Origin of the sequence: Solibacillus sp. FSL K6-1554, assembly GCF_038005185.1 — a bacterium.
Taxonomy (GTDB): domain Bacteria; phylum Bacillota; class Bacilli; order Bacillales_A; family Planococcaceae; genus Solibacillus; species Solibacillus silvestris.
This window is the reverse complement of record NZ_JBBOSS010000001.1, coordinates 3,394,686-3,413,573: the sequence shown is the minus strand read 5'-3', so window position 1 is coordinate 3,413,573 and position 18,888 is coordinate 3,394,686. Positions and strand designations below refer to the sequence as shown.

Annotated in this window: 18 protein-coding genes; 17 read left to right on the top strand and 1 reads right to left on the bottom strand. The window is 41.3% G+C overall.

The features are described from left to right. Positions 1–77: 77 nt before the first annotated feature. On the top strand, positions 78–1,628 hold the full coding sequence (locus tag MHB58_RS16980) for a fatty acid--CoA ligase family protein (protein ID WP_065216720.1): 1,551 nt from the start codon (positions 78–80) through the stop codon (positions 1,626–1,628). 490 nt (positions 1,629–2,118) lie between these two features. Next, positions 2,119–4,092: a S9 family peptidase gene (locus MHB58_RS16975; protein ID WP_340735701.1), complete on the top strand. Its 1,974-nt coding sequence runs from the start codon at positions 2,119–2,121 to the stop codon at positions 4,090–4,092. A 50-nt stretch (positions 4,093–4,142) separates the two neighbouring features. Here MHB58_RS16975 and MHB58_RS16970 read toward each other — a convergent pair whose 3' ends face one another. Then, positions 4,143–4,919, bottom strand: a complete 777-nt coding sequence (locus MHB58_RS16970) for an enoyl-CoA hydratase-related protein (RefSeq protein ID WP_340735700.1) — start codon at positions 4,917–4,919, stop codon at positions 4,143–4,145. A 119-nt stretch (positions 4,920–5,038) separates the two neighbouring features. On the opposite strand from MHB58_RS16970, the gene MHB58_RS16965 reads away from it, so the two are divergent. The 15 genes from MHB58_RS16965 (at position 5,039) to MHB58_RS16895 (ending at position 18,870) form a co-directional block, all read left to right on the top strand. Then, positions 5,039–6,277: an EAL and HDOD domain-containing protein gene (locus MHB58_RS16965; protein ID WP_340735699.1), complete on the top strand. Its 1,239-nt coding sequence runs from the start codon at positions 5,039–5,041 to the stop codon at positions 6,275–6,277. 117 nt (positions 6,278–6,394) lie between these two features. After that, on the top strand, positions 6,395–7,249 hold the full coding sequence (locus MHB58_RS16960; protein ID WP_014822761.1) for a YitT family protein: 855 nt from the start codon (positions 6,395–6,397) through the stop codon (positions 7,247–7,249). 51 nt (positions 7,250–7,300) lie between these two features. Then, positions 7,301–7,612 carry a cytochrome c551 gene (gene cccB / locus MHB58_RS16955; RefSeq protein WP_014822762.1) on the top strand — a complete coding sequence of 104 codons (312 nt, stop codon included), beginning with the start codon at positions 7,301–7,303 and terminating at the stop codon, positions 7,610–7,612. Between the two features lie 172 nt (positions 7,613–7,784). Then, the gene (gene hprK / locus MHB58_RS16950; RefSeq protein ID WP_008406426.1) at positions 7,785–8,723 is read left to right on the top strand and encodes an HPr(Ser) kinase/phosphatase; all 939 of its coding nucleotides are present in this window, start codon (positions 7,785–7,787) and stop codon (positions 8,721–8,723) included. 23 nt (positions 8,724–8,746) lie between these two features. Further along, positions 8,747–9,628 (top strand): prolipoprotein diacylglyceryl transferase, encoded by an 882-nt coding sequence (gene lgt / locus MHB58_RS16945; protein WP_339263190.1) that lies wholly within the window; start codon positions 8,747–8,749, stop codon positions 9,626–9,628. A gap of 182 nt (positions 9,629–9,810) precedes the next feature. After that, positions 9,811–10,452: a pyrophosphatase PpaX gene (gene ppaX / locus MHB58_RS16940; protein ID WP_014822764.1), complete on the top strand. Its 642-nt coding sequence runs from the start codon at positions 9,811–9,813 to the stop codon at positions 10,450–10,452. Between the two features lie 2 nt (positions 10,453–10,454). Further along, complete coding sequence (locus tag MHB58_RS16935; protein ID WP_087618296.1) at positions 10,455–10,985, top strand: acyltransferase; 531 nt, start codon at positions 10,455–10,457, stop codon at positions 10,983–10,985. Positions 10,986–11,498: 513 nt separating this feature from the next. Then, positions 11,499–12,659: an ATP phosphoribosyltransferase regulatory subunit gene (locus MHB58_RS16930; protein WP_340735698.1), complete on the top strand. Its 1,161-nt coding sequence runs from the start codon at positions 11,499–11,501 to the stop codon at positions 12,657–12,659. A 4-nt stretch (positions 12,660–12,663) separates the two neighbouring features. Further along, a complete protein-coding gene (hisG, locus tag MHB58_RS16925) occupies positions 12,664–13,287 on the top strand; it encodes an ATP phosphoribosyltransferase (RefSeq protein ID WP_340735697.1) in 624 nt (207 codons plus the stop codon). 14 nt (positions 13,288–13,301) lie between these two features. Further along, a complete protein-coding gene (gene hisD / locus MHB58_RS16920; RefSeq protein WP_339263188.1) occupies positions 13,302–14,582 on the top strand; it encodes a histidinol dehydrogenase in 1,281 nt (426 codons plus the stop codon). Next, on the top strand, positions 14,582–15,175 hold the full coding sequence (gene hisB / locus MHB58_RS16915; RefSeq protein ID WP_008406417.1) for an imidazoleglycerol-phosphate dehydratase HisB: 594 nt from the start codon (positions 14,582–14,584) through the stop codon (positions 15,173–15,175). The genes hisD and hisB overlap by 1 nt, the downstream gene beginning before the upstream one ends. Continuing rightward, on the top strand, positions 15,172–15,792 hold the full coding sequence (gene hisH, locus MHB58_RS16910) for an imidazole glycerol phosphate synthase subunit HisH (protein ID WP_340735696.1): 621 nt from the start codon (positions 15,172–15,174) through the stop codon (positions 15,790–15,792). The genes hisB and hisH overlap by 4 nt, the downstream gene beginning before the upstream one ends. Then, positions 15,786–16,544: an imidazole glycerol phosphate synthase subunit HisF gene (hisF, locus tag MHB58_RS16905; protein WP_340735695.1), complete on the top strand. Its 759-nt coding sequence runs from the start codon at positions 15,786–15,788 to the stop codon at positions 16,542–16,544. The genes hisH and hisF overlap by 7 nt, the downstream gene beginning before the upstream one ends. Next, positions 16,541–17,158: a bifunctional phosphoribosyl-AMP cyclohydrolase/phosphoribosyl-ATP diphosphatase HisIE gene (hisIE, locus tag MHB58_RS16900; RefSeq protein WP_340735694.1), complete on the top strand. Its 618-nt coding sequence runs from the start codon at positions 16,541–16,543 to the stop codon at positions 17,156–17,158. The genes hisF and hisIE overlap by 4 nt, the downstream gene beginning before the upstream one ends. 185 nt (positions 17,159–17,343) lie before the next feature. Continuing rightward, positions 17,344–18,870: a tetratricopeptide repeat protein gene (locus MHB58_RS16895; RefSeq protein ID WP_340735693.1), complete on the top strand. Its 1,527-nt coding sequence runs from the start codon at positions 17,344–17,346 to the stop codon at positions 18,868–18,870. Positions 18,871–18,888 lie beyond the last annotated feature (18 nt).

Below are 18,888 nucleotides of genomic sequence, written 5' to 3'. Positions count from 1 at the left end.
GTTTTATTAATATACTTATTCTATAATGCTAATAGAGTGAATATTTTTTCATTTTACGCAATAGGGGGATGGGTGTATTGAATTTAGTTGAAAAGGTAAGACAACAAGCTTTCGAACAACCAGAAAAAACAGCGTACTACTTTTTAGGTAAAGGCACATCTTACGGTGAATTGGAGCAATCTGTTGCACGATTTGCAGCTGCTTTGGAAGATTTAGGTGTAAAAAAAGGCGATCATATCGCGTTTCTATTAGGTAATACACCGCATTTCATCATCAGTTTATACGCGTCAATGCGTATTGGTGCTGTGGCAATTCCGATTAATCCAATCTATACAGCAGATGAAATTTCATACATCATACAAAATGGTGATGTAAAAGTTGTTATCGCACTTGATTTACTATTACCGCTTGTGGAGGCAGGGGTGCATAGATTCCCACAAGTAGAACAATATATCATTTGCGAAACGACTGAAGACATCGGTGAAAAGTATGCCGCGCTTTCAGATGGGGCGAAAGAAAAAACGAAGCTGTTTTCACAAGTATTAGCAACAACAGCACGTACAACGGATCCAGTAGAAGTAGCGCCTGATGATACGGCGATAATTTTATATACTTCCGGTACGACGGGTCATCCGAAAGGTGCTATGCTGACACATAATAATTTATTCTCCAATGCAAGAGATATTGGCGATTACTTAAAAATGACATCAGAAGATCGTATTGTGGCAACATTGCCGGTTTTCCACGTCTTTGCATTAACGGTCGTTGTCAATTCACCGTTAACACGAGGTGCGACGATCTTATTAGCGCCACGCTTTAGTCCGGGAGAAATTTTCGAGTTAATTTCGACGTATAAAGCAACAGTATTTGCGGGTGTTCCGACAATGTACAATTTCCTTTATCAATATGACAAAGCGAATGTTGCTGCATTCTCAACAATTCGTTTAGCGATTTCTGGTGGTGCTTCATTACCTGTATCATTGCTACATAACTTTGAGCAAAAGTTCAATGTACGAATTTCTGAAGGATACGGATTATCTGAAGCTTCACCTGTTACTTGTTTCAACCCTACAGACCGTGAGCGTAAACCAGGCTCAATCGGACAATCGATCAGCAATGTTGAAAATAAAGTGGTCGATGAAAATGGGGAGGAAGTGGGCGTTGGGGAAGTAGGCGAGCTGATCGTACGCGGACCGAATGTCATGAAAGGCTATTACAACATGCCGGAAGAAACTGCTGTAGCGATTCGTGACGGCTGGTTATATACAGGTGACTTGGCAAGAAAAGACGAGGAAGGTTACTTCTACATCGTCGACCGCAAAAAGGATATGATAATTGTAGGCGGTTACAATGTTTACCCACGTGAAGTAGAAGAAGTATTGTTCTCACATGAAGGGATTGTGGAAGCGGCAGTAGTAGGCTTCCCGGATTTGGACTTTGGTGAAGCGGTACATGCCTATGTTGTTTTGAAGGATCCTTCATTAACAGTAGAAGCAATTCGCGAATTTTGTGCAGACCGTATTGTGAAATACAAAGTACCGACTGTCATCGAAATTTTGGACGAGCTGCCAAAAAACACCACTGGTAAGATTCTGCGCCGTTCTTTAAAAGAAATAGCAAGAACATAACATTCCTACACCTGCCATATTTATGGCGGGTGTTTTTAAAATTAGGAAAATAAAAGAAGGCGCCGTCCCTTTGCAATGGGCCTTACATACTCATTGGTATATGTCTTCTTATAAGGGGGATAGTTATTAGTTTAGTGATTGTTCTCATAAAGCTTCTTATAATGTTCCGGGTTGTTTTCGGCGGGGGCTGCATAGCAGCAGTAAAGGCACGCCGTAAACGTCGCACCTTTACTGCTGCTATTATTGCGGCTTGGGACTCCCGCCAAATCAAAAGTGCCATCTCTAAACCGTTACGCTCTATAGTCGGCGCTTACGTGGTAGGCGCCGTTTCTACGCACAAAGTTAATTTTTCTATTAAAAACTATTGGACTTATAACGTTGTATAGATAAAGCAATATCTTAATATATTTTTTGAGTTATATTTTGAAATTTCAAATAAAAGATGGTACATTGTTATTACGGAAATCGAAATAAATGAAGAGGTGTTTTAATGACAAAGTATATGACAAAAGAAAGCTTATTCGAAATTCAATCCATTGCAAATCCGGTACTTGCGCCAAATGAGCAAGAGGCGGTATTTATTCGTACACAGATCAATGAAAAAGAGAATAATTACAGTGCCCATCTGTTCCACATTGACCTGGAATCAGGGGAAATAACGCAATGGACTTACGGTAATGAACGTGTCTCAAGCCCACAGTGGTCAACAGACGGCAAACAAGTCGCATTTTTAGTAAAACGCAATGAAAAACAGCAACTATACATATTAAACCGTCGTGGCGGGGAAGCACAGGAAATTACGACACTTCCAAATGGCGTCAATTCATTTTTATGGAGTCCTTGTGGTGAGAAAGTTTGGATTACAAGCACAGTTAAAAAAGGGTTGGACATTACGAAAGAGGAAGAAAAAGAAGATACGAAATTCCCGAAAGCCTATGTCGTCGACAAAATGAAATACAAAGCAGATAGTGTCGGGTTATTGAAGCAGGACCGCTATTCACAAATTGCTGCTGTAGATTTGGCAACAAAAGAAGTGAATACTTTTACAGAAGGAAATTATTCACATAGTCTACAAGGCATTTCACATGACGGGAAAACATTGGTGATCGGTGTGAATCGTGAAGAAAATACGGATAATGTATTCCGTACACCGCTTTACCTAGTAGATGTAGATACGAAAGAAGAAACGGTACTAATTGAGGAAGATGGCTACTTTGGTGGTGCTGAGTTTTCATTTGATGACCGTTATATTGCATTTGGCGGTTCGGATCATACATTCAGAAATGCAACACATGGCCATGTCTATATTTATGATACAGAAACGAAAACAACACAAAAGCTGACAGAGATGCTGGACTTGCCGGTTGGTGATTATGGTGTTGCAGACATTCAGCAAGGTGTATCTGCTCCATCTGTAATGTGGACGGAAAACAATGATTTGTATTTCCAAGTATCTACACAAGGGGATATTCGCTTATATTATGCAACGTTAGAGGGCGCACTTTATCCTGCGTCACCTGAAAATGAGCATGTATATGGCTATGCAATCTTTAAAAACGGCAACCGTGCATTATTGACGGTGTCCAATGGAACATTCCCTGGGGAGCTGTTTGACTTTGATATTACAACAGGTGAGCGCAAGCAGTTAACAACATTTAACGAAAAGTTTTTAAATGAGACTACGCTGTCAGAACCGGAAGCGATTTTGTATACATCAAAAGACGGTTTGACTGTACATGGCTGGATTATGAAGCCTGCACAGTATACAGAAGGAGAAAAATATCCATTAATTGTTGAAGTACACGGCGGACCGCATACTTTATATGCGAATACGTTTTTCCATGAGATGCAGCTATTGGCGGCGAAAGGGTATGGTGTGCTTTATGTGAACCCACGAGGCAGTCATGGCTACAGCCAGGAATTTGTTGATGGTGTGCGCGGTAATTATGGTGATGGAGACTATGAAGATATAATGGCTGGTGTTGATTATGCACTCGAAAAATATTCATGGATTGATGAGTCGCGTTTAGGGATTACTGGCGGAAGCTATGGCGGCTTTATGACGAACTGGGTTGTTGGTCATACGAACCGCTTTAAAGCAGCTGTTACCCAACGTTCAATCTCAAATTGGATCAGCTTCTACGGCGTATCGGATATCGGTTATTATTTCTCGGAATGGCAAATGCTCGCAGATATGAATGATGTGGAAAAACTGTGGCACCATTCACCATTAAAATATGCGGCTAATGTGGAAACACCGCTGCTTATTTTACACAGTGAACGTGATTTCCGCTGCCCGATTGAGCAGGCTGAGCAACTTTATATTACGCTTAAGAGCATGGGCAAAGAGGTCGGTTTCGTCCGTTTCCCTGAATGTGACCACAACTTATCACGTACAGGTATCCCGAACTTACGATTAGAACGACTTGAGCAAATTACAGGCTGGTTTGAGAAATACTTGTAAAATACAAACAGGGTGTCCCATTGGCGGGCACCCTGTTTATATGAGTGGGTTTATCTACCTTTAAACTGAGGTGGCCTTTTTTCAGCAAAGGCATTCAGAGCTTCAATACGGTCTTCGGTTGGAATCGTCAGTTCATAGGCTTTTCGTTCAATTTGAAGACCTGTTTGAATATCTGTTTTCATCCCTTGTTTTACAGCAAATTTAGCCTGCTGGATCGCAATCGGCGCATTGCGTAAAATAAGTGCGGCAAAGTCGGCCGTCACTTCATGTAAACTTTCGACCGGTGCCACTTTTGTAACAACCCCATAGTCAAGTGCTTCATGCGCAGTTATTCGTTTTGCTGTCAAAATAAGCTCCAATGCTTTCGCTTCACCGATTAAGCGTGGAAGTCGCTGTGTTCCGCCAGCACCCGGGATGATGCCTAAGCCTGTTTCCGTTAAGCCAAGTGAAACTGTATCAGCAGCGATACGGAAATCACAGGCAAGTGCAAGCTCAAGTCCGCCGCCGAAGGCATAGCCGTTTAGTACACAAATCGTCGGTTGTGGTAATTGCTCAATAAGCGTAAATACTTCCCCGAACCGGTTTAAGTTGCGTTTTACAAGTGTATCCGGCAATGTTTTACGTTCTTTTAAGTCCGCACCAACTGAAAAGGCTTTATCACCGGAACCTGTAATGATGACAAGACGAATGTCAGGGTGGATTTGAATGGATTCCATGACATTGCGTAATTGTTCCAGCATTTCATAATTAAAGGCGTTTAACATATCGGGGCGATCAAGTGTTACATATGCAATAAAGTCTTTTTGCTCATATTTTACAGTGTTCACATTTACTGCCTCCTTGAATTTTGTTAATCTAGTTTTATAGTACATTGGAAGATTGTAAAATAACAGCAATTTCCATAATAAATAGAGAGAAAATAAACGAGTATTGGGGAAATTACAAAATGGAAGTATTTGTTGGGCGACAACCTATATTTAACAAACATGAAGAAATCGTAGCATATGAGTTGTTGTATCGAAATAATTACACCAACCAGTTTCCGAATATTGATGCAGATAAAGCAACCGTTGAGCTGATCATCAATTCATTTCTTTCGATTGGCATTAAGGAGCTGGCCAATGGAAAGCCATCTTTCATTAACTTTACGGAAAACCTGATTATGCAGGATTCAATAGACGTTATTGAACCCGAACAAATTGTCATTGAAATATTAGAAAATATTCCGATTACAATGGAATTGATCGAACGGCTCAAACAATTAAAAAATGCGGGAAATAAAATTGCGCTTGATGATTTTGTCATTAATGATGAAGTTTTGATCTATGATGAACTCTTTCCGCAAATCGATTATATAAAAATCGATTTTTTACATAGTGGTGAACATGAGAGAACTGCAATTGAAAATACAATTAAATCGAAATTTCCTCATATTAAGCTATTGGCAGAAAAAGTAGAGACGCGTGAGCAGTATAATATTGCTAAACAATCGGGCTATTCTTTATTTCAAGGCTATTTTTTTGAAAAGCCGCAAATACTGACAGCGACAGACATACCGGCAAATCTGTTTCAATATTTTCAGATTATCTCGTTGTTGCGGGATGATGAGGCCAATATCGATGTATTGGCGAATCATATTGAACGGGAAATTTCATTATCGTACCGGTTGCTCAAATTAATCAATGGTTCATCAAGACGTTCGAAAACGAAAGTCCGCTCGATTAAACAGGCCATATTATTACTAGGGTTAACGGAGTTGCGGAAATGGATTTATTTACTGGCGATGCGGGAATCGGACGTTAATCGAAATAATGATGTGTTTCAGGAGTTAATGTATGCATCGTTGTTCAGAGCAAAAGTCTGTGAGAAAGTTGCCCGTCGTAACTACAAAAAGAATTTCTCGGAGTATTTTTTAGTTGGTCTGTTTTCGTTGATTGATTCTTTATTAAAACGGCCGATGAATGCAATTGTTTCGCAGTTGCCGCTATCGGAAACGATTTTGGAAACAATCTCAGGTGAACACACGGAAATGACGCCGTATTTACAATTTGGGACGGCTTTAAGCAAATTGGACTGGGAAAGTATTATTCCATTATCTCGTAAATTAAACATACCGGTCGAAGGGCTATTGCCGATGTATGAAGAAGTGAAAGCATGGGTAGATGAGGCACTAATAATCCAATAAAAAGTAATAAAGAAGGCGTCCTTTTGTAGGGCGCTTTTCCTTTAGTTTGATGAAGTTCTCATTTTATGTAGGATTTGTTATAATTCAATGGAATTTACAAAAGAAGCGAGGATTTGTATGACATATAGCTCACAGAGTTCACTGAAAAACAGTGTAATGGAATATGTATTTGTCATTGTCGGCGCAGCAATTATTGCGTTTGGCTTTAATGTGTTTCTATTTCCAAACCAAGTCGCATCCGGCGGAGTAAGCGGGATCAGTACGATCTTGCATGGAATGTTCGGATGGAATGCCGGGATTGTTCAATATGCATTCAATATTCCTTTATTTATAGCTGGCGTGCTTGTATTAGGAAAAAAATTCGGGATTAAATCCTTTATTGGTACGATCACCCTTCCTTTTTTCGTTATATTAACGGAGAGCTGGGATCCTTGGACGCTGAATCCATTATTAGGGGCTATTTTTGGCGGGATTGTTGTCGGTTTAGGGATAGGTCTTGTTTTTAAAGGGAATGCTTCAACTGGTGGTACGGATTTGCTTGCCCAAATTATTACGAAGTATACAGGCTTAACATTAGGGACAAGCGTGCTATTAATCGATGGCCTCATTGCGGTAAGTGCAGCAATTGTGTTTGACCTTGAAAAAGGATTGTATGCGTTAATCGGCCTATATGTCACGACAAAAACGATTGATATTGTGCAGCTAGGTTTTAGCCAATCGAAAATGGTTTACATTATTACACAAAAAGAAACGGATGTGCGCGATGCGATTTATAAAGAGATCAATCGCGGGATTACAAGGCTTCCGGCATTTGGCGGGTATACAGGTGAGGAGCGCCCGGTTTTAATGGTCGTTGTTTATCAAACAGAGTTCACAAGGTTGAAACAAGTATTGAAAACCGTTGATCCTCAAGCATTTGTCATCGTTTCGGACGCCTATGAAGTGCTAGGCGAAGGTTTCAAAAAAGTATAAGTTTGTTATAATCAGTAGTGGAATAAAAGTTCATTTTTGGAGGGGTTCAGAATGAAAAAGAGTTTACTTACATTAGTTTTCGGTTCAGCAATTTTCCTTGCTGCATGCGGTGGAGATGATTCGGCTTCAAACGGCGAAACAGCTGAAATCGACGGGAAAAGTGTTGTTCAGCAATCATGCGCAACATGCCATGGCGGTCAATTACAAGGCGGCAATGCGCCAGCGTTGAATCAATTAGGGGCTAAATATTCGGAAGAAGAGATTTTGGATATTATTTTAAATGGTAAAGACCGTATGCCTGGTGGAATTGTTAAAGGCGAAAAGGCGGAAGCAGCTGCAGAGTATTTATCAACATTAAAGTAATTTATACATAAAAAAGATGGAGCTTTATTTGCTTCATCTTTTTTTACCTTTTCAGCAAATGACCAATTAATGTGATTGATAATTTAAAAAACTAAGCGCGTTATATATTGGAAATGGGATAGACATGATAAAATACAGTGGAGATGCTAGAAGATAGGAGCGTACCAAATTTATGATTCAAGTAATTGCGAAAGATGTTATGGAAAAGTTTAATTTGGAGCTAGTCAGTGGGGAAGCCGGAGTTGGGCGATACATAACGACGAGTGATATATCCCGCCCAGGTTTGGAAATGGCCGGCTATTTTACACATTATCCAGCTGATCGTGTTCAGCTGTTAGGTAAAACAGAGCTCTCATTTTTCGAAATGTTGCCTGAAGAGGAAAAAAGAAGCCGGATGAAGCAGCTTTGTTCGGATGAAACACCAGCGATTATTATTTCGCGCGATTTGGACGTGCCTCAGGAACTGATTGATGCATCGAATGAAAATCATGTCCCTGTGCTCGTGACAAAACTGACGACGACTAGATTTTCAAGCCGGTTGACGAACTTTTTGGAAAGCAAGCTTGCTCCAACAACTGCCATTCACGGGGTTCTCGTTGATGTTTATGGAATTGGTGTACTTATCATTGGTAAAAGTGGTGTCGGGAAAAGTGAGACGGCACTCGAGCTTGTGAAAAAAGGGCATCGGTTAGTGGCAGATGATAGTGTGGAAATTCGTCAGGAAGGCGAAAACATGCTTGTTGGATTCCCGCCTCCATTATTGGAACATCTGCTGGAAATTCGCGGTATCGGCATTATCGATATTATGACATTGTTCGGTGCAAGTGCGGTGCGTCCTTACAAGCGGATTACTTTGATAATAGAGCTTGAAAATTGGGATCCGGATAAGTTTTATGATCGTCTAGGTTTGGATGAGGAGAAAATGAAAATTATTGATTCAGAAGTAACGAAGCTGACAATTCCAGTACAGCCTGGTCGAAATGTATCTGTAATTATTGAAGTAGCTGCGATGAATTACCGTCTGAAGAAAATGGGAGTCAATGCAGCTGAGGAATTTTCACGTCGTCTGGACGATATGCTTGTTCCGAATGATGAAATAGACGATTATTAATATGTAGTTGAAGGGAGAAGTTTATGGTTACAAATTTATTAGCAATTAATCCGGTGGCATTCCACTTAGGACCAATACCGGTGAACTGGTACGGAATCATTATCGGGCTCGGTATTGTCGTTGCCTATTTTCTCGCACAAAAAGAGTCGGTCCGTCGTGGATTAGATCCGGAGTTTTTCGCCGATCTGCTCATTTGGGCGATTCCGATTTCAATCCTTTCAGCCCGTGTGTATTACGTTGTGATGAAGTGGGACTACTATAGTCAACATCCGGGTAGTATCATTCAAATTTGGAATGGCGGTATTGCGATCCATGGTGCATTAATCGGTGCGTTTATTACAGCATACATATTTACGAAAAAGCGTAAAGTGAGCTTCTTGAAACTGGCCGATATTGCGGCACCAAGTATTCTCGTTGGTCAAATTATTGGGCGATGGGGCAATTTCGTAAATCAGGAAGCTTATGGCGGCCCTGTATCACGAGAATTTTTGGAAGGCTTGTTTTTACCGAATTGGCTGATCGAACAAATGTACATTAGTGAAGATGGGAACTATGTACATCCGACTTTCTTGTATGAATCATTATGGAATGTAGTCGGTTTAGTCATTTTGCTGTTTGCCCGCAAATTAAACTGGCGACGCGGCGAAATGTTTTTCTTCTATTTAATCTGGTATTCAATCGGACGTTTCTACATCGAAGGCTTACGTACAGATAGCTTATACTTAGTGGGCGATTTGCGCTCTGCTCAAGTTGTTTCGATCATCGGTATTACAGTCGGTATTATTGCCATTGTTTATCGCCGTATGAAAGTAAAACCGGTTATCCACTATTTAGATGAGGAAAAACCTGCTGCGACTAAAAAGAAAAATAATACTACTAATAAAGTGAAGAGCAAGAAAAAATAATTCTGCTGTGAAGTTAAATAAGTAGAACGAAAAATATTAAAACTGGTTGATTGGAATAGAGGGAGGCGACACCTGCAGAAAGCGTCCTTCCTTGAAATCAACCCCTCTAATAGGGAAAATAAATATTCTTAACACCGTTTGCATTAGTGCGAGCGGTTTTTTAAAAGGGAGCATTCTTCAGTATGAAAACAAAAGCATTGCTGTTTGATTTTGACGGCACATTATTAAATACAAATGATTTGATCATCCAGACATTCATGTATATTTTTGACGAAAAATTTCCCGGGCAATATTCGACAGAAGACTGCCTAAGATTCATTGGTCCGTCATTAAAACAAACGTTTGACGAATTAACACCTGGTGAAACCGATGTTATGATTGGGAAATATAAAGAGTGGAACGCCATCAACCATGACCGTTTAGTAACAAGCTATGATGCAGTAGTCGAAACATTGGAAGAGCTCCATAAATTAGGGGTCAAAATGGCGATTGTTTCAACGAAGAGCAGGGAAAGTCTTGCTCGTGGTTTAAAAGTACTTTGTGCGGAACAGTTCTTTGATGTTATCGTCGGGTTAGATGACGTGGAGCATGTGAAACCACATCCGGAACCGGTTCTTTTAGCATTGCAAAAGCTAGGTATTGAAAAAGAGGAAGCGATCATGATTGGCGACAATTCACATGATATTGAGGGCGGACAAAATGCAGGTGTCCGAACAGCGGGGGTTGCGTGGTCTGCTAAAGGTGTCGATTATTTAATGTCCTATGAGCCAACCTATATGCTTCATCATATGCGTGATTTATTGGAAATTGTGAAAGGGGAGTAGGCATGCGCAGAACAGAACGCTACAAAGTTCAAGGTGCGAATTCATTATGGAAAGTTTATAATACCGTTTCCTTTTGGAAAGTAATGAAATGTTTTATTGTTATTCAAATTGGACGGGTTACTCCAGTTATGGCCTGGAAAAACTGGCTGTACCGCTCATTTTTAAAAATGAAAATCGGCAAGCAGACATCCTTAGCATTGATGGTAATGCCTGATTCCATGTTTCCAGAACGCATTTCAGTTGGTGATAATTCGATCATTGGCTTTAATACGACCATTTTAGCACATGAATATTTAATCGAAGAATACCGGTTAGGTGATGTCGAAATTGGCAGCAATGTGATGGTTGGTGCAAATTCCACCATTTTACCGGGTGTGAAAATTGGAGACGGGGCAATCGTTTCTGCCGCGACATTGGTTCATAAAGACGTACCAGCAGGCGCAATGGCAGGCGGCAACCCGATGCGCATTATTTTTACCGCGGAACAAATGGCAGAACGAAAAATGAATGACAAGCCGGTTTGGCAAAATTGAATGCAGAATGAGGTTGGTACAGAAGTAGAAATACCGTTTATTAAGAAGAAAACCCTTATTAAGAAATGGATATTTTATAAAATTGGTTGGAATGAAGGGCGAGTGTAGCTGACGGCTATGCCTTTCGCTACAAGCAAGCTTCCTGCGGGAATAGCGTGACGCCTGAGACTACAGGCTCAGGCCACGCCCGCGGAAAGCGTCCCGGAATGGAAATCAATTTTTAACGCTCAGAAAAAATGCTATTTTTCTTTTCAAAGAAAAGTAGCATTTTTTGGTTATGTGCTTACGCTCATTTTTTTATGTCTTTTCCGCCAGTAAACTTAAATTGCCAAATTATGATGTATAATATAAAAATATATCAGAAAATTAAATTAACTAAATATTTGTATGAATCCATTGACTACAAACATAAGTAGCAGTAAAATACTTTCATACACTAGTGATTTAACACTCTAGTATACTAAAGTGTAGTATACAGACTTTTACCAAGTATAAAAATTAGGATGTGTGAAAATGTCATCGATTAAAATGTTTGAAAAGCCACTTGGAATGCGTGATACATTACCGGAAATCTATGAAAAACTAGAATTAATCCGCTCGACAGGACGAGCACTGCTGCGTGAACGCGGCTATGAATTAATTAAAACACCATCTGTAGAATATTATGATACGGTCGGGAAAGCATCTGCAATTTCCGATGCCCGACTTTTTAAATTGGTGGACAGCCAAGGGAATACGCTTGTACTACGACCTGATATGACAACCCCGATTGCCCGTGTTGCGACTTCGAAATTACTGAAAGAGAAAATACCGCAACGTCTTGCCTATTTTGCCAATGTATTCCGTGCGCAGCAGCGTGAAGGGGGACGCCCGGCTGAATTTGATCAAATGGGAATCGAACTGATCGGCGACAATTCTGTGTATGCCGATGCGGAAGTGATCATGACGGCAATCGATTTAGTAAAGGCGTATCAAATTACAGATTTCAAAGTAACTATTGGACATGCAGGTGTATTGAGCTGCATTTTAAAGGACTATACAGAAAGTGATGCACAGGCAGATGATTTAAATGATCTTCTTGTTCAACGTAATTTTGTCGGGTTTGAAGAAGCCGTACTGGCATTTGATTTACCGAAAACAAAATCCGATGCGCTGTTAGCCTATATTGCAGATGCAATCAGCCTACCTTCTATTGAAGCAATTGAAAAATATGTGCGCAAAAATGATGCGCTGGAATATATGCGAAACTTGGCAAGAATTTTGGATGCTGCCGGTTATGAAGAGTACATCGCATTTGATTTTACATTATCAAGCCATATGAGTTATTACACAGGAATGTTATTTGAAGTGTTTGCTTCAGGCAGTGGGTTCCCGTTAGGAAATGGCGGACGTTATGACGGCTTAATGCAGCACTTTGGCTCACAAGTTGGGGCAACAGGCTTTGGTTTACGAGTTGACCGTGTCTTTGAAGCAATGCCAAAAATCAAAGTTGAAAAAGATGAAGTACTTGTATTGTTCACGGCAGAGCGTTTTGCTGAAGCACTGGAGGCAGTACAACAGTTGCGCGCACAAGGAAAGCAAGTGACATTCCAATCCTATGAAGGCATCGAAAATATCGAGGCATTAAAAGCACACTTTAAAATAATTAATGAATACAATAGCAGGGAGGCATAAACAAATGACACAGCTAACAATTGCGATGCCAAAAGGCCGTATTTTTGAAGAAGCTTATGAAATGTTGCTTGAGGCTGGCTTTAACCTTCCTGAAGAAGTGGAAATGTCGCGTAAACTCATGATTGAAATACCTGAGGAAAACATTAGCTTTATTTTAGCCAAACCGATGGACGTACCGGTTTATGTCGAGCATGGGGTTGCGGATATCGGAATTGCGGGTAAAGATGTTTTACTGGAGCAACGCCGAACTGTCCATGAGCTGCTCGATTTAAAAATTAGCGAATGCTATATTGCTTCAGCAGGTTTGCCAAATACAACAATTAACGAGATTGCGCCGCGCATTGCGACGAAATATCCGAATATTGCGATGAAGTATTATAAAGGAATCGGCGAGCAGGTTGAGATTATTGAGCTGAACGGATCGATTGAACTGGCACCGATGATCGGTCTTGCGGATCGCATTGTCGACATCGTTTCAACGGGACGTACATTGAAGGAAAACGGCTTAGTGGAATATGAGCATATTACCGAAGTTTCATCCCGTTTAATCGCCAATCCTGTAAGCTATCGCATGAAAAGTGACCGCATTCAAGATTTAGTGACACGCTTGAAAAAATGTGTGAAATAAGAGGTGCCAATGAGATGAAAATAACAATTTTGGATAACGATATTTCTTTAAAACGCCAACTCGAGCAAGGCAATGAACAACAGCTGCAAACGGTACGTGAAGTCATTCAGGATGTACGTACGAAAGGTGATGCGGCGATTAAATACTATAGTGAAAAATGGGACGGTTTTGCGCCTGAAAACTTACGCGTAGCCGAATGTGAAATCATCGAAGCGGTTAAAAGTTTTGATCCGCAATTATACGGCGATTTACAAGAAGCAGCAGATAATATTTATCGTTATCATAATGAACAAAAACGTACGGGGTTCCAGTTGCCGTTAGAAGACGGTTCGTATTTAGGGCAACGAATTACACCGCTTGATGCAGTAGGGTTATATGTACCTGGCGGATCAGCAGCTTATCCATCTTCTGTATTAATGAATGTCATCCCGGCACAAGTTGCGGGAGTGAAACGCATTGTCATTACTTCACCTGCAGGAAATGACGGGAAATTGCCGGACGCTGTACTTGTTGCGGCCCATATTTTAGGTGTGACGGAAATTTATAAAGTAGGCGGTGCACAGGCAATTGCAGCACTAGCTTACGGAACGGAAACGATTGCTCCGGTCGATAAAATTACAGGTCCGGGAAATATATTTGTAGCATTGGCAAAGCGTGAAGTATTCGGTGAGGTGGCCATTGATATGATTGCCGGCCCATCTGAAATTTGTATTTTAGCGGATGAAAGTGCCTATGCCGATGAAATTGCTGCAGATCTTCTATCACAGGCAGAGCATGACACATTAGCATGTGCTGTTTTGATCACAACAAGTGATGATTTGGCAGATGCAGTGGCAGATCAAGTCGAGATTCAATTGTCAAAATTACCGCGACAGGCGATTGCGCGAAAATCGATTGAAAACTTCGGTCATATTTACGTAGCAGAATCTATGAAGGATGCTGTACGTGCTGTCAATTCATTGGCACCTGAACATTTGGAAGTCATTACAGAAAATGCTGAAAAGGTTTCGGGAATGATTACGCATGCGGGTGCGATTTTTATCGGCCGCTATAGTTCGGAGCCGGTAGGGGATTACTTTGCAGGCACGAACCACGTATTACCGACAAACTCAACAGCGCGCTTTGCAAGTGGCTTAAATGTCGATGATTTTATTAAACGCACGAGCGTTGTTTATTATAGCGAAAAAACTTGGCAACAAAATGCGCCGAAGATTGCGCGTCTTGCACGACTGGAAGGGTTGGAAGGACATGCAAGAGCGGTAGAATCGCGCGGCTGGGATAAAGGAGAAGAATAATGACACGTTTTTCAAAAATCGAACGCGATACAAATGAAACAAAAATTAAAGTAGAGCTCAACTTGGACGGTACAGGTCAAGCCGACATTAAAACAGGTGTTGGCTTTATGGACCATATGCTCGATTTATTTATAAAGCATGGATTGTTTGACGGTAAAATACTGGCCGATGGGGATACATGGATTGATGATCACCATACGACAGAAGATATCGGAATTGTGTTAGGACAAGCATTCCGTGAAGCGTTAGGCGATAAAAAAGGAATTAAACGCTACGGTACTGCATTTGTACCGATGGATGACGCATTAGCGCAAGTTGTCGTTGACTGCTCAAACCGTCCGCATTTGGAATACCGCGTTACACCGGAGCTCAATGCGAAAGTAGGGAACTTTGATACAGAGCTTGTCCATGAATTTTTATGGAAGTTTGCACTGGAAGCCCGCATTAATCTGCATGTCATCGTTCCTTATGGCCATAATACACACCATATTATTGAAGCGATTTTTAAAGCAACGGCACGTGCATTGGATGCAGCGGTAGAAATCGACCCACGTGTAAAAGGTGTGCCATCAACAAAGGGGCTGTTAACGTGAAAATAGGTGTAATTGATTATGGAATGGGCAATCTGTTTAGTGTCGAGCAGGCATTAAAGCGATTGGATGTACAAGTAATTGTTTCAAGTAATATTGAACAGCTGGAAGCGGCGGATGCTTATGTACTGCCGGGTGTGGGTGCATTTCCGGATGCGATGAAGCGCCTGGAAGAAACGGGGTTCATCGATTTCATTAAAAAGACGAAAAAGCCGCTGCTTGGCATTTGCCTTGGGATGCAGCTATTGTTTGAGGAAAGTGATGAGGTGGAGCAAACGAAAGGTCTTGGCATTTTCAAAGGACGTATTCAGCGCTTTACTGATGTTACCCGCATTCCGCATATGGGCTGGAATGAGCTGAAATTAAAGCAAACACCAGAATGGTTAGATAAAGAGGACATGCCGCAAGAACGCCATGTCTACTTTGTTCACTCGTACTATGCGAGCGGCATCGATGAGATGGAGCTGATCGCCTCAGCTGATTATGAGCACGTACAAGTACCGGGCATCGTGGCAAAAGATAATTTTACAGGTATGCAGTTCCATCCAGAAAAGTCAGGGCCGTTTGGTGTGTATTTATTGACGGCTTGGACACAGGGAGTGAAAGAGGGCGTATGTTAACAAAACGAATTATTCCATGTCTTGATGTTAAAGAAGGACGAGTTGTAAAAGGGGTACAGTTTGTAGAGTTGCGTGATGCAGGCGATCCTGTCGAGTTAGCTAAATTTTATGATGAGCAAGGCGCCGATGAGCTCGTATTTCTCGATATTTCCGCTTCACATGAAGGACGGGAAACGATGGTCGATGTTGTCCGTCAAACGGCAGCAACATTGGCGATTCCGTTTACAGTAGGCGGCGGAATCCGAACAATCGATGATATGAAGCGTATTTTACGTGCAGGTGCCGATAAAGTATCGGTCAACACATCTGCACTGGAACGCCCGCAGCTCATAAAAGAAGGTGCGGATTACTTCGGGGCACAATGTATCGTTTGTGCAATCGATGCGAGGTACAGCGAAGAAGACGGCACATGGATGGTATATACACATGGCGGCCGTAATAAAACGACATGGACAGCAGTCGAGTGGGCGAAAGAAGCGGTACGACTAGGTGCCGGAGAAATTCTTCTTACTTCGATGAATCAGGACGGCGAGAAATCCGGCTTTGACCTGGAATTAACGAAAGCGGTACGTGATGCGGTAACTGTACCTGTCATCGCTAGCGGCGGAGCAGGGAATGCCGAACACTTCCGTGCAGTATTGCAAGATGTTGATACAGATGCCGCATTGGCAGCGAGTATTTTCCACTATAAAGAAACAAGCGTAGCAGAAGTGAAAAGCTACTTAAAAGAAAAAGGGGTTCGTGTACGATGAACGTAAAATTTAATGATCAAGGCTTAATTACAGCCGTAGTACAAGATGCACAGTCAAAAGAAGTATTAACAGTAGCTTATATGAACGAAGAGTCACTCCAAAAAACGATTGAAACGAATGAAACATGGTTCTATTCACGTTCTCGTCAGGAGCTTTGGCATAAAGGGGAAACGAGCGGCAACACGCAAAATGTAGTTTCGATTAAAACAGACTGTGACAAGGATGCGCTCGTTATTGAAGTGATTCCAGCTGGCCCGGCTTGTCATAACGGAACGACTTCATGCTTTACTGAAAGCTTGGTAGAAAACGAACGTCCAGGTTCTGTCGCGATTCTTCCGCAGCTAGTAGAAGTGATAAAACAGCGTGAAATCGATATGCCTGAAGGGGCGTACACAACATATTTATTCGATAAAGGAATCGATAAAATCTGTAAAAAAGTCGGCGAAGAAGCTACAGAAGTTGTCATCGGTGCGAAAAACCGTGACGCAGAAGAAGTGAAATGGGAATCGGCAGATCTTCTTTATCACTTATTAGTTCTTCTTCAAGAGCAAAAAGTCGATGTTTATGAAGTGCTGGATGTATTGCAAAAACGCCATGAAGGAAAGAAGCAGTAACTACTGGAAAAATAACACCGCTTTGTCAGACGTGTTTTTAGTACATATGTGCCGGATATGCTATAATAGTTAGAATTGATTAAGGGACCACACCTGTGCGTTCCTTATTTCTTTGTTTACAAACAAATGACCTGCGTATTTGATGATATAGAATGTATTGAACGGAATGACTCGGAGGAATATTATTGGAAAATAAACGTTTAAAAACAAAAGTTACTAATGTCGTGTCGTTTGTTCCGAATGGTGATTATTATTACAATAAAGCTTTAAAGGCAATTGAACGAGACGAAATGGATAAAGCATATAAATTTATTAAGCGCGCGGCGGATTTAAGTCCGGATGACGCGCATGTGTTATTACAGTACGGAATTCTTGAAATGGAACTGCAAAATTTCGAGCATGCATATGAGTTGATTCACACAGCCTATAGTTTAGAGCCGAATGAATCCGAAATCATCTTTATGATGGCGGAAGTGTCAGGCTGTATGGGTCATATTGCTGATGCCCAAAAATACGCAGCTCAATATTTAGAAATGGAACCTAATGGCACATATACGGAAGACGCCTCCGAAATATTGGAGTTTGTCGACTATGTGGGCGAAGATATGGATGACATGGATGAATTTGACGGGGCGAAGCATGTGGCACAGGAAAAAGCCCGCCGCCATATGGAGCAGGGCGATTTTAAAACAGCAATCGAAATGCTGGAGCAAATCATTGAAGAGCATCCAGACCTTTGGAATGCGTATAATAATCTGGCGTTAGCCTATTTTTATGTCGGTGAGGCAGAACAGGCACGCGCACTTCTATATCGAGTGCTGCGTGAAAACCAAGGCAATCTTCACGCACTTTGCAACTTGGCCGTCTTTGCATATTACGAAAAAAGCAGTGAAGAACTGAATGAACTGGTCGGTTTATTGAAGAAAATCCAACCGTTCGATTGGGAAAACCGTTATAAGCTCGGTGCGACATTTGCGTTAATCGGGCAGTATGAAGAAGCCTATAAATGGCTGCGCTCTATGAGTAAGAAAGGTTATGATGGAGAGCCTGGCTTTTATTTCTGGCTTGCCCAGTCAGCCTTCTTCTCAGGACATGAAACGATTGCTAAAGAAGCGTGGAAAATGCTCATACAGTTGGATCCATCAAAAGAAGGGATGGAACCGTGGGCAAATGGTGAAGGCTCTATTTTACGAAATTCCGCGGAAAATCATCGTGACTTCATCATTCGTCAACTAACAGATGAGCACCAGTCAAGCCGATTATTTGGCATGTTTTTATTGAAGCGTTCGGCACATAAACAGGAAATTGTCGCGCACCCTTCTATTTTAAATGTCTCAAATTTTACGGCTATCGAAAAACTTTGCCTGGCATATGCACTGGACTATGACTTCAGTAACGGCAGCAAGGAAGAAAAGCAATTCCTGCGTTTTATGGAAGTAGCTGAGCAGATTACAGAAGTAAATGATTCGATTTCTTTAGAGGTCGCGCAAGTGTTAAGTACATGGTTTGCACTTGGGGAAATTGCATTCGAACAAGGCTATTCGTTTAAAAACAGCGCGGCTCTGGCTGCTGCTGTTGAATATTCATTCCATGTAGCGCTGGAAAACAAAGTGACGAAAAAAGCAGTAGCGGGCAAATATAATATTTCAACTGCAACATTATCGAAATACAATGATGAATTATATGAATTTGTACCGTCGGACTTTGAATAGGCAGTATATTTGTATTTA

Bases quoted from the DNA above. Each gene is read 5' to 3' on its own strand.
- MHB58_RS16975 (WP_340735701.1), top strand. From the start codon at position 2,119: ATGACAAAGTATATGACAAAAGAAAGCTTATTCGAAATTCAATCCATT.
- MHB58_RS16965 (WP_340735699.1), top strand. From the start codon at position 5,039: ATGGAAGTATTTGTTGGGCGACAACCTATATTTAACAAACATGAAGAA.
- MHB58_RS16960 (WP_014822761.1), top strand. From the start codon at position 6,395: ATGACATATAGCTCACAGAGTTCACTGAAAAACAGTGTAATGGAATAT.
- cccB (WP_014822762.1), top strand. From the start codon at position 7,301: ATGAAAAAGAGTTTACTTACATTAGTTTTCGGTTCAGCAATTTTCCTT.
- hprK (WP_008406426.1), top strand. From the start codon at position 7,785: ATGATTCAAGTAATTGCGAAAGATGTTATGGAAAAGTTTAATTTGGAG.
- lgt (WP_339263190.1), top strand. From the start codon at position 8,747: ATGGTTACAAATTTATTAGCAATTAATCCGGTGGCATTCCACTTAGGA.
- ppaX (WP_014822764.1), top strand. From the start codon at position 9,811: ATGAAAACAAAAGCATTGCTGTTTGATTTTGACGGCACATTATTAAAT.
- MHB58_RS16935 (WP_087618296.1), top strand. From the start codon at position 10,455: ATGCGCAGAACAGAACGCTACAAAGTTCAAGGTGCGAATTCATTATGG.
- MHB58_RS16930 (WP_340735698.1), top strand. From the start codon at position 11,499: ATGTCATCGATTAAAATGTTTGAAAAGCCACTTGGAATGCGTGATACA.
- hisG (WP_340735697.1), top strand. From the start codon at position 12,664: ATGACACAGCTAACAATTGCGATGCCAAAAGGCCGTATTTTTGAAGAA.
- hisD (WP_339263188.1), top strand. From the start codon at position 13,302: ATGAAAATAACAATTTTGGATAACGATATTTCTTTAAAACGCCAACTC.
- hisB (WP_008406417.1), top strand. From the start codon at position 14,582: ATGACACGTTTTTCAAAAATCGAACGCGATACAAATGAAACAAAAATT.
- hisF (WP_340735695.1), top strand. From the start codon at position 15,786: ATGTTAACAAAACGAATTATTCCATGTCTTGATGTTAAAGAAGGACGA.
- hisIE (WP_340735694.1), top strand. From the start codon at position 16,541: ATGAACGTAAAATTTAATGATCAAGGCTTAATTACAGCCGTAGTACAA.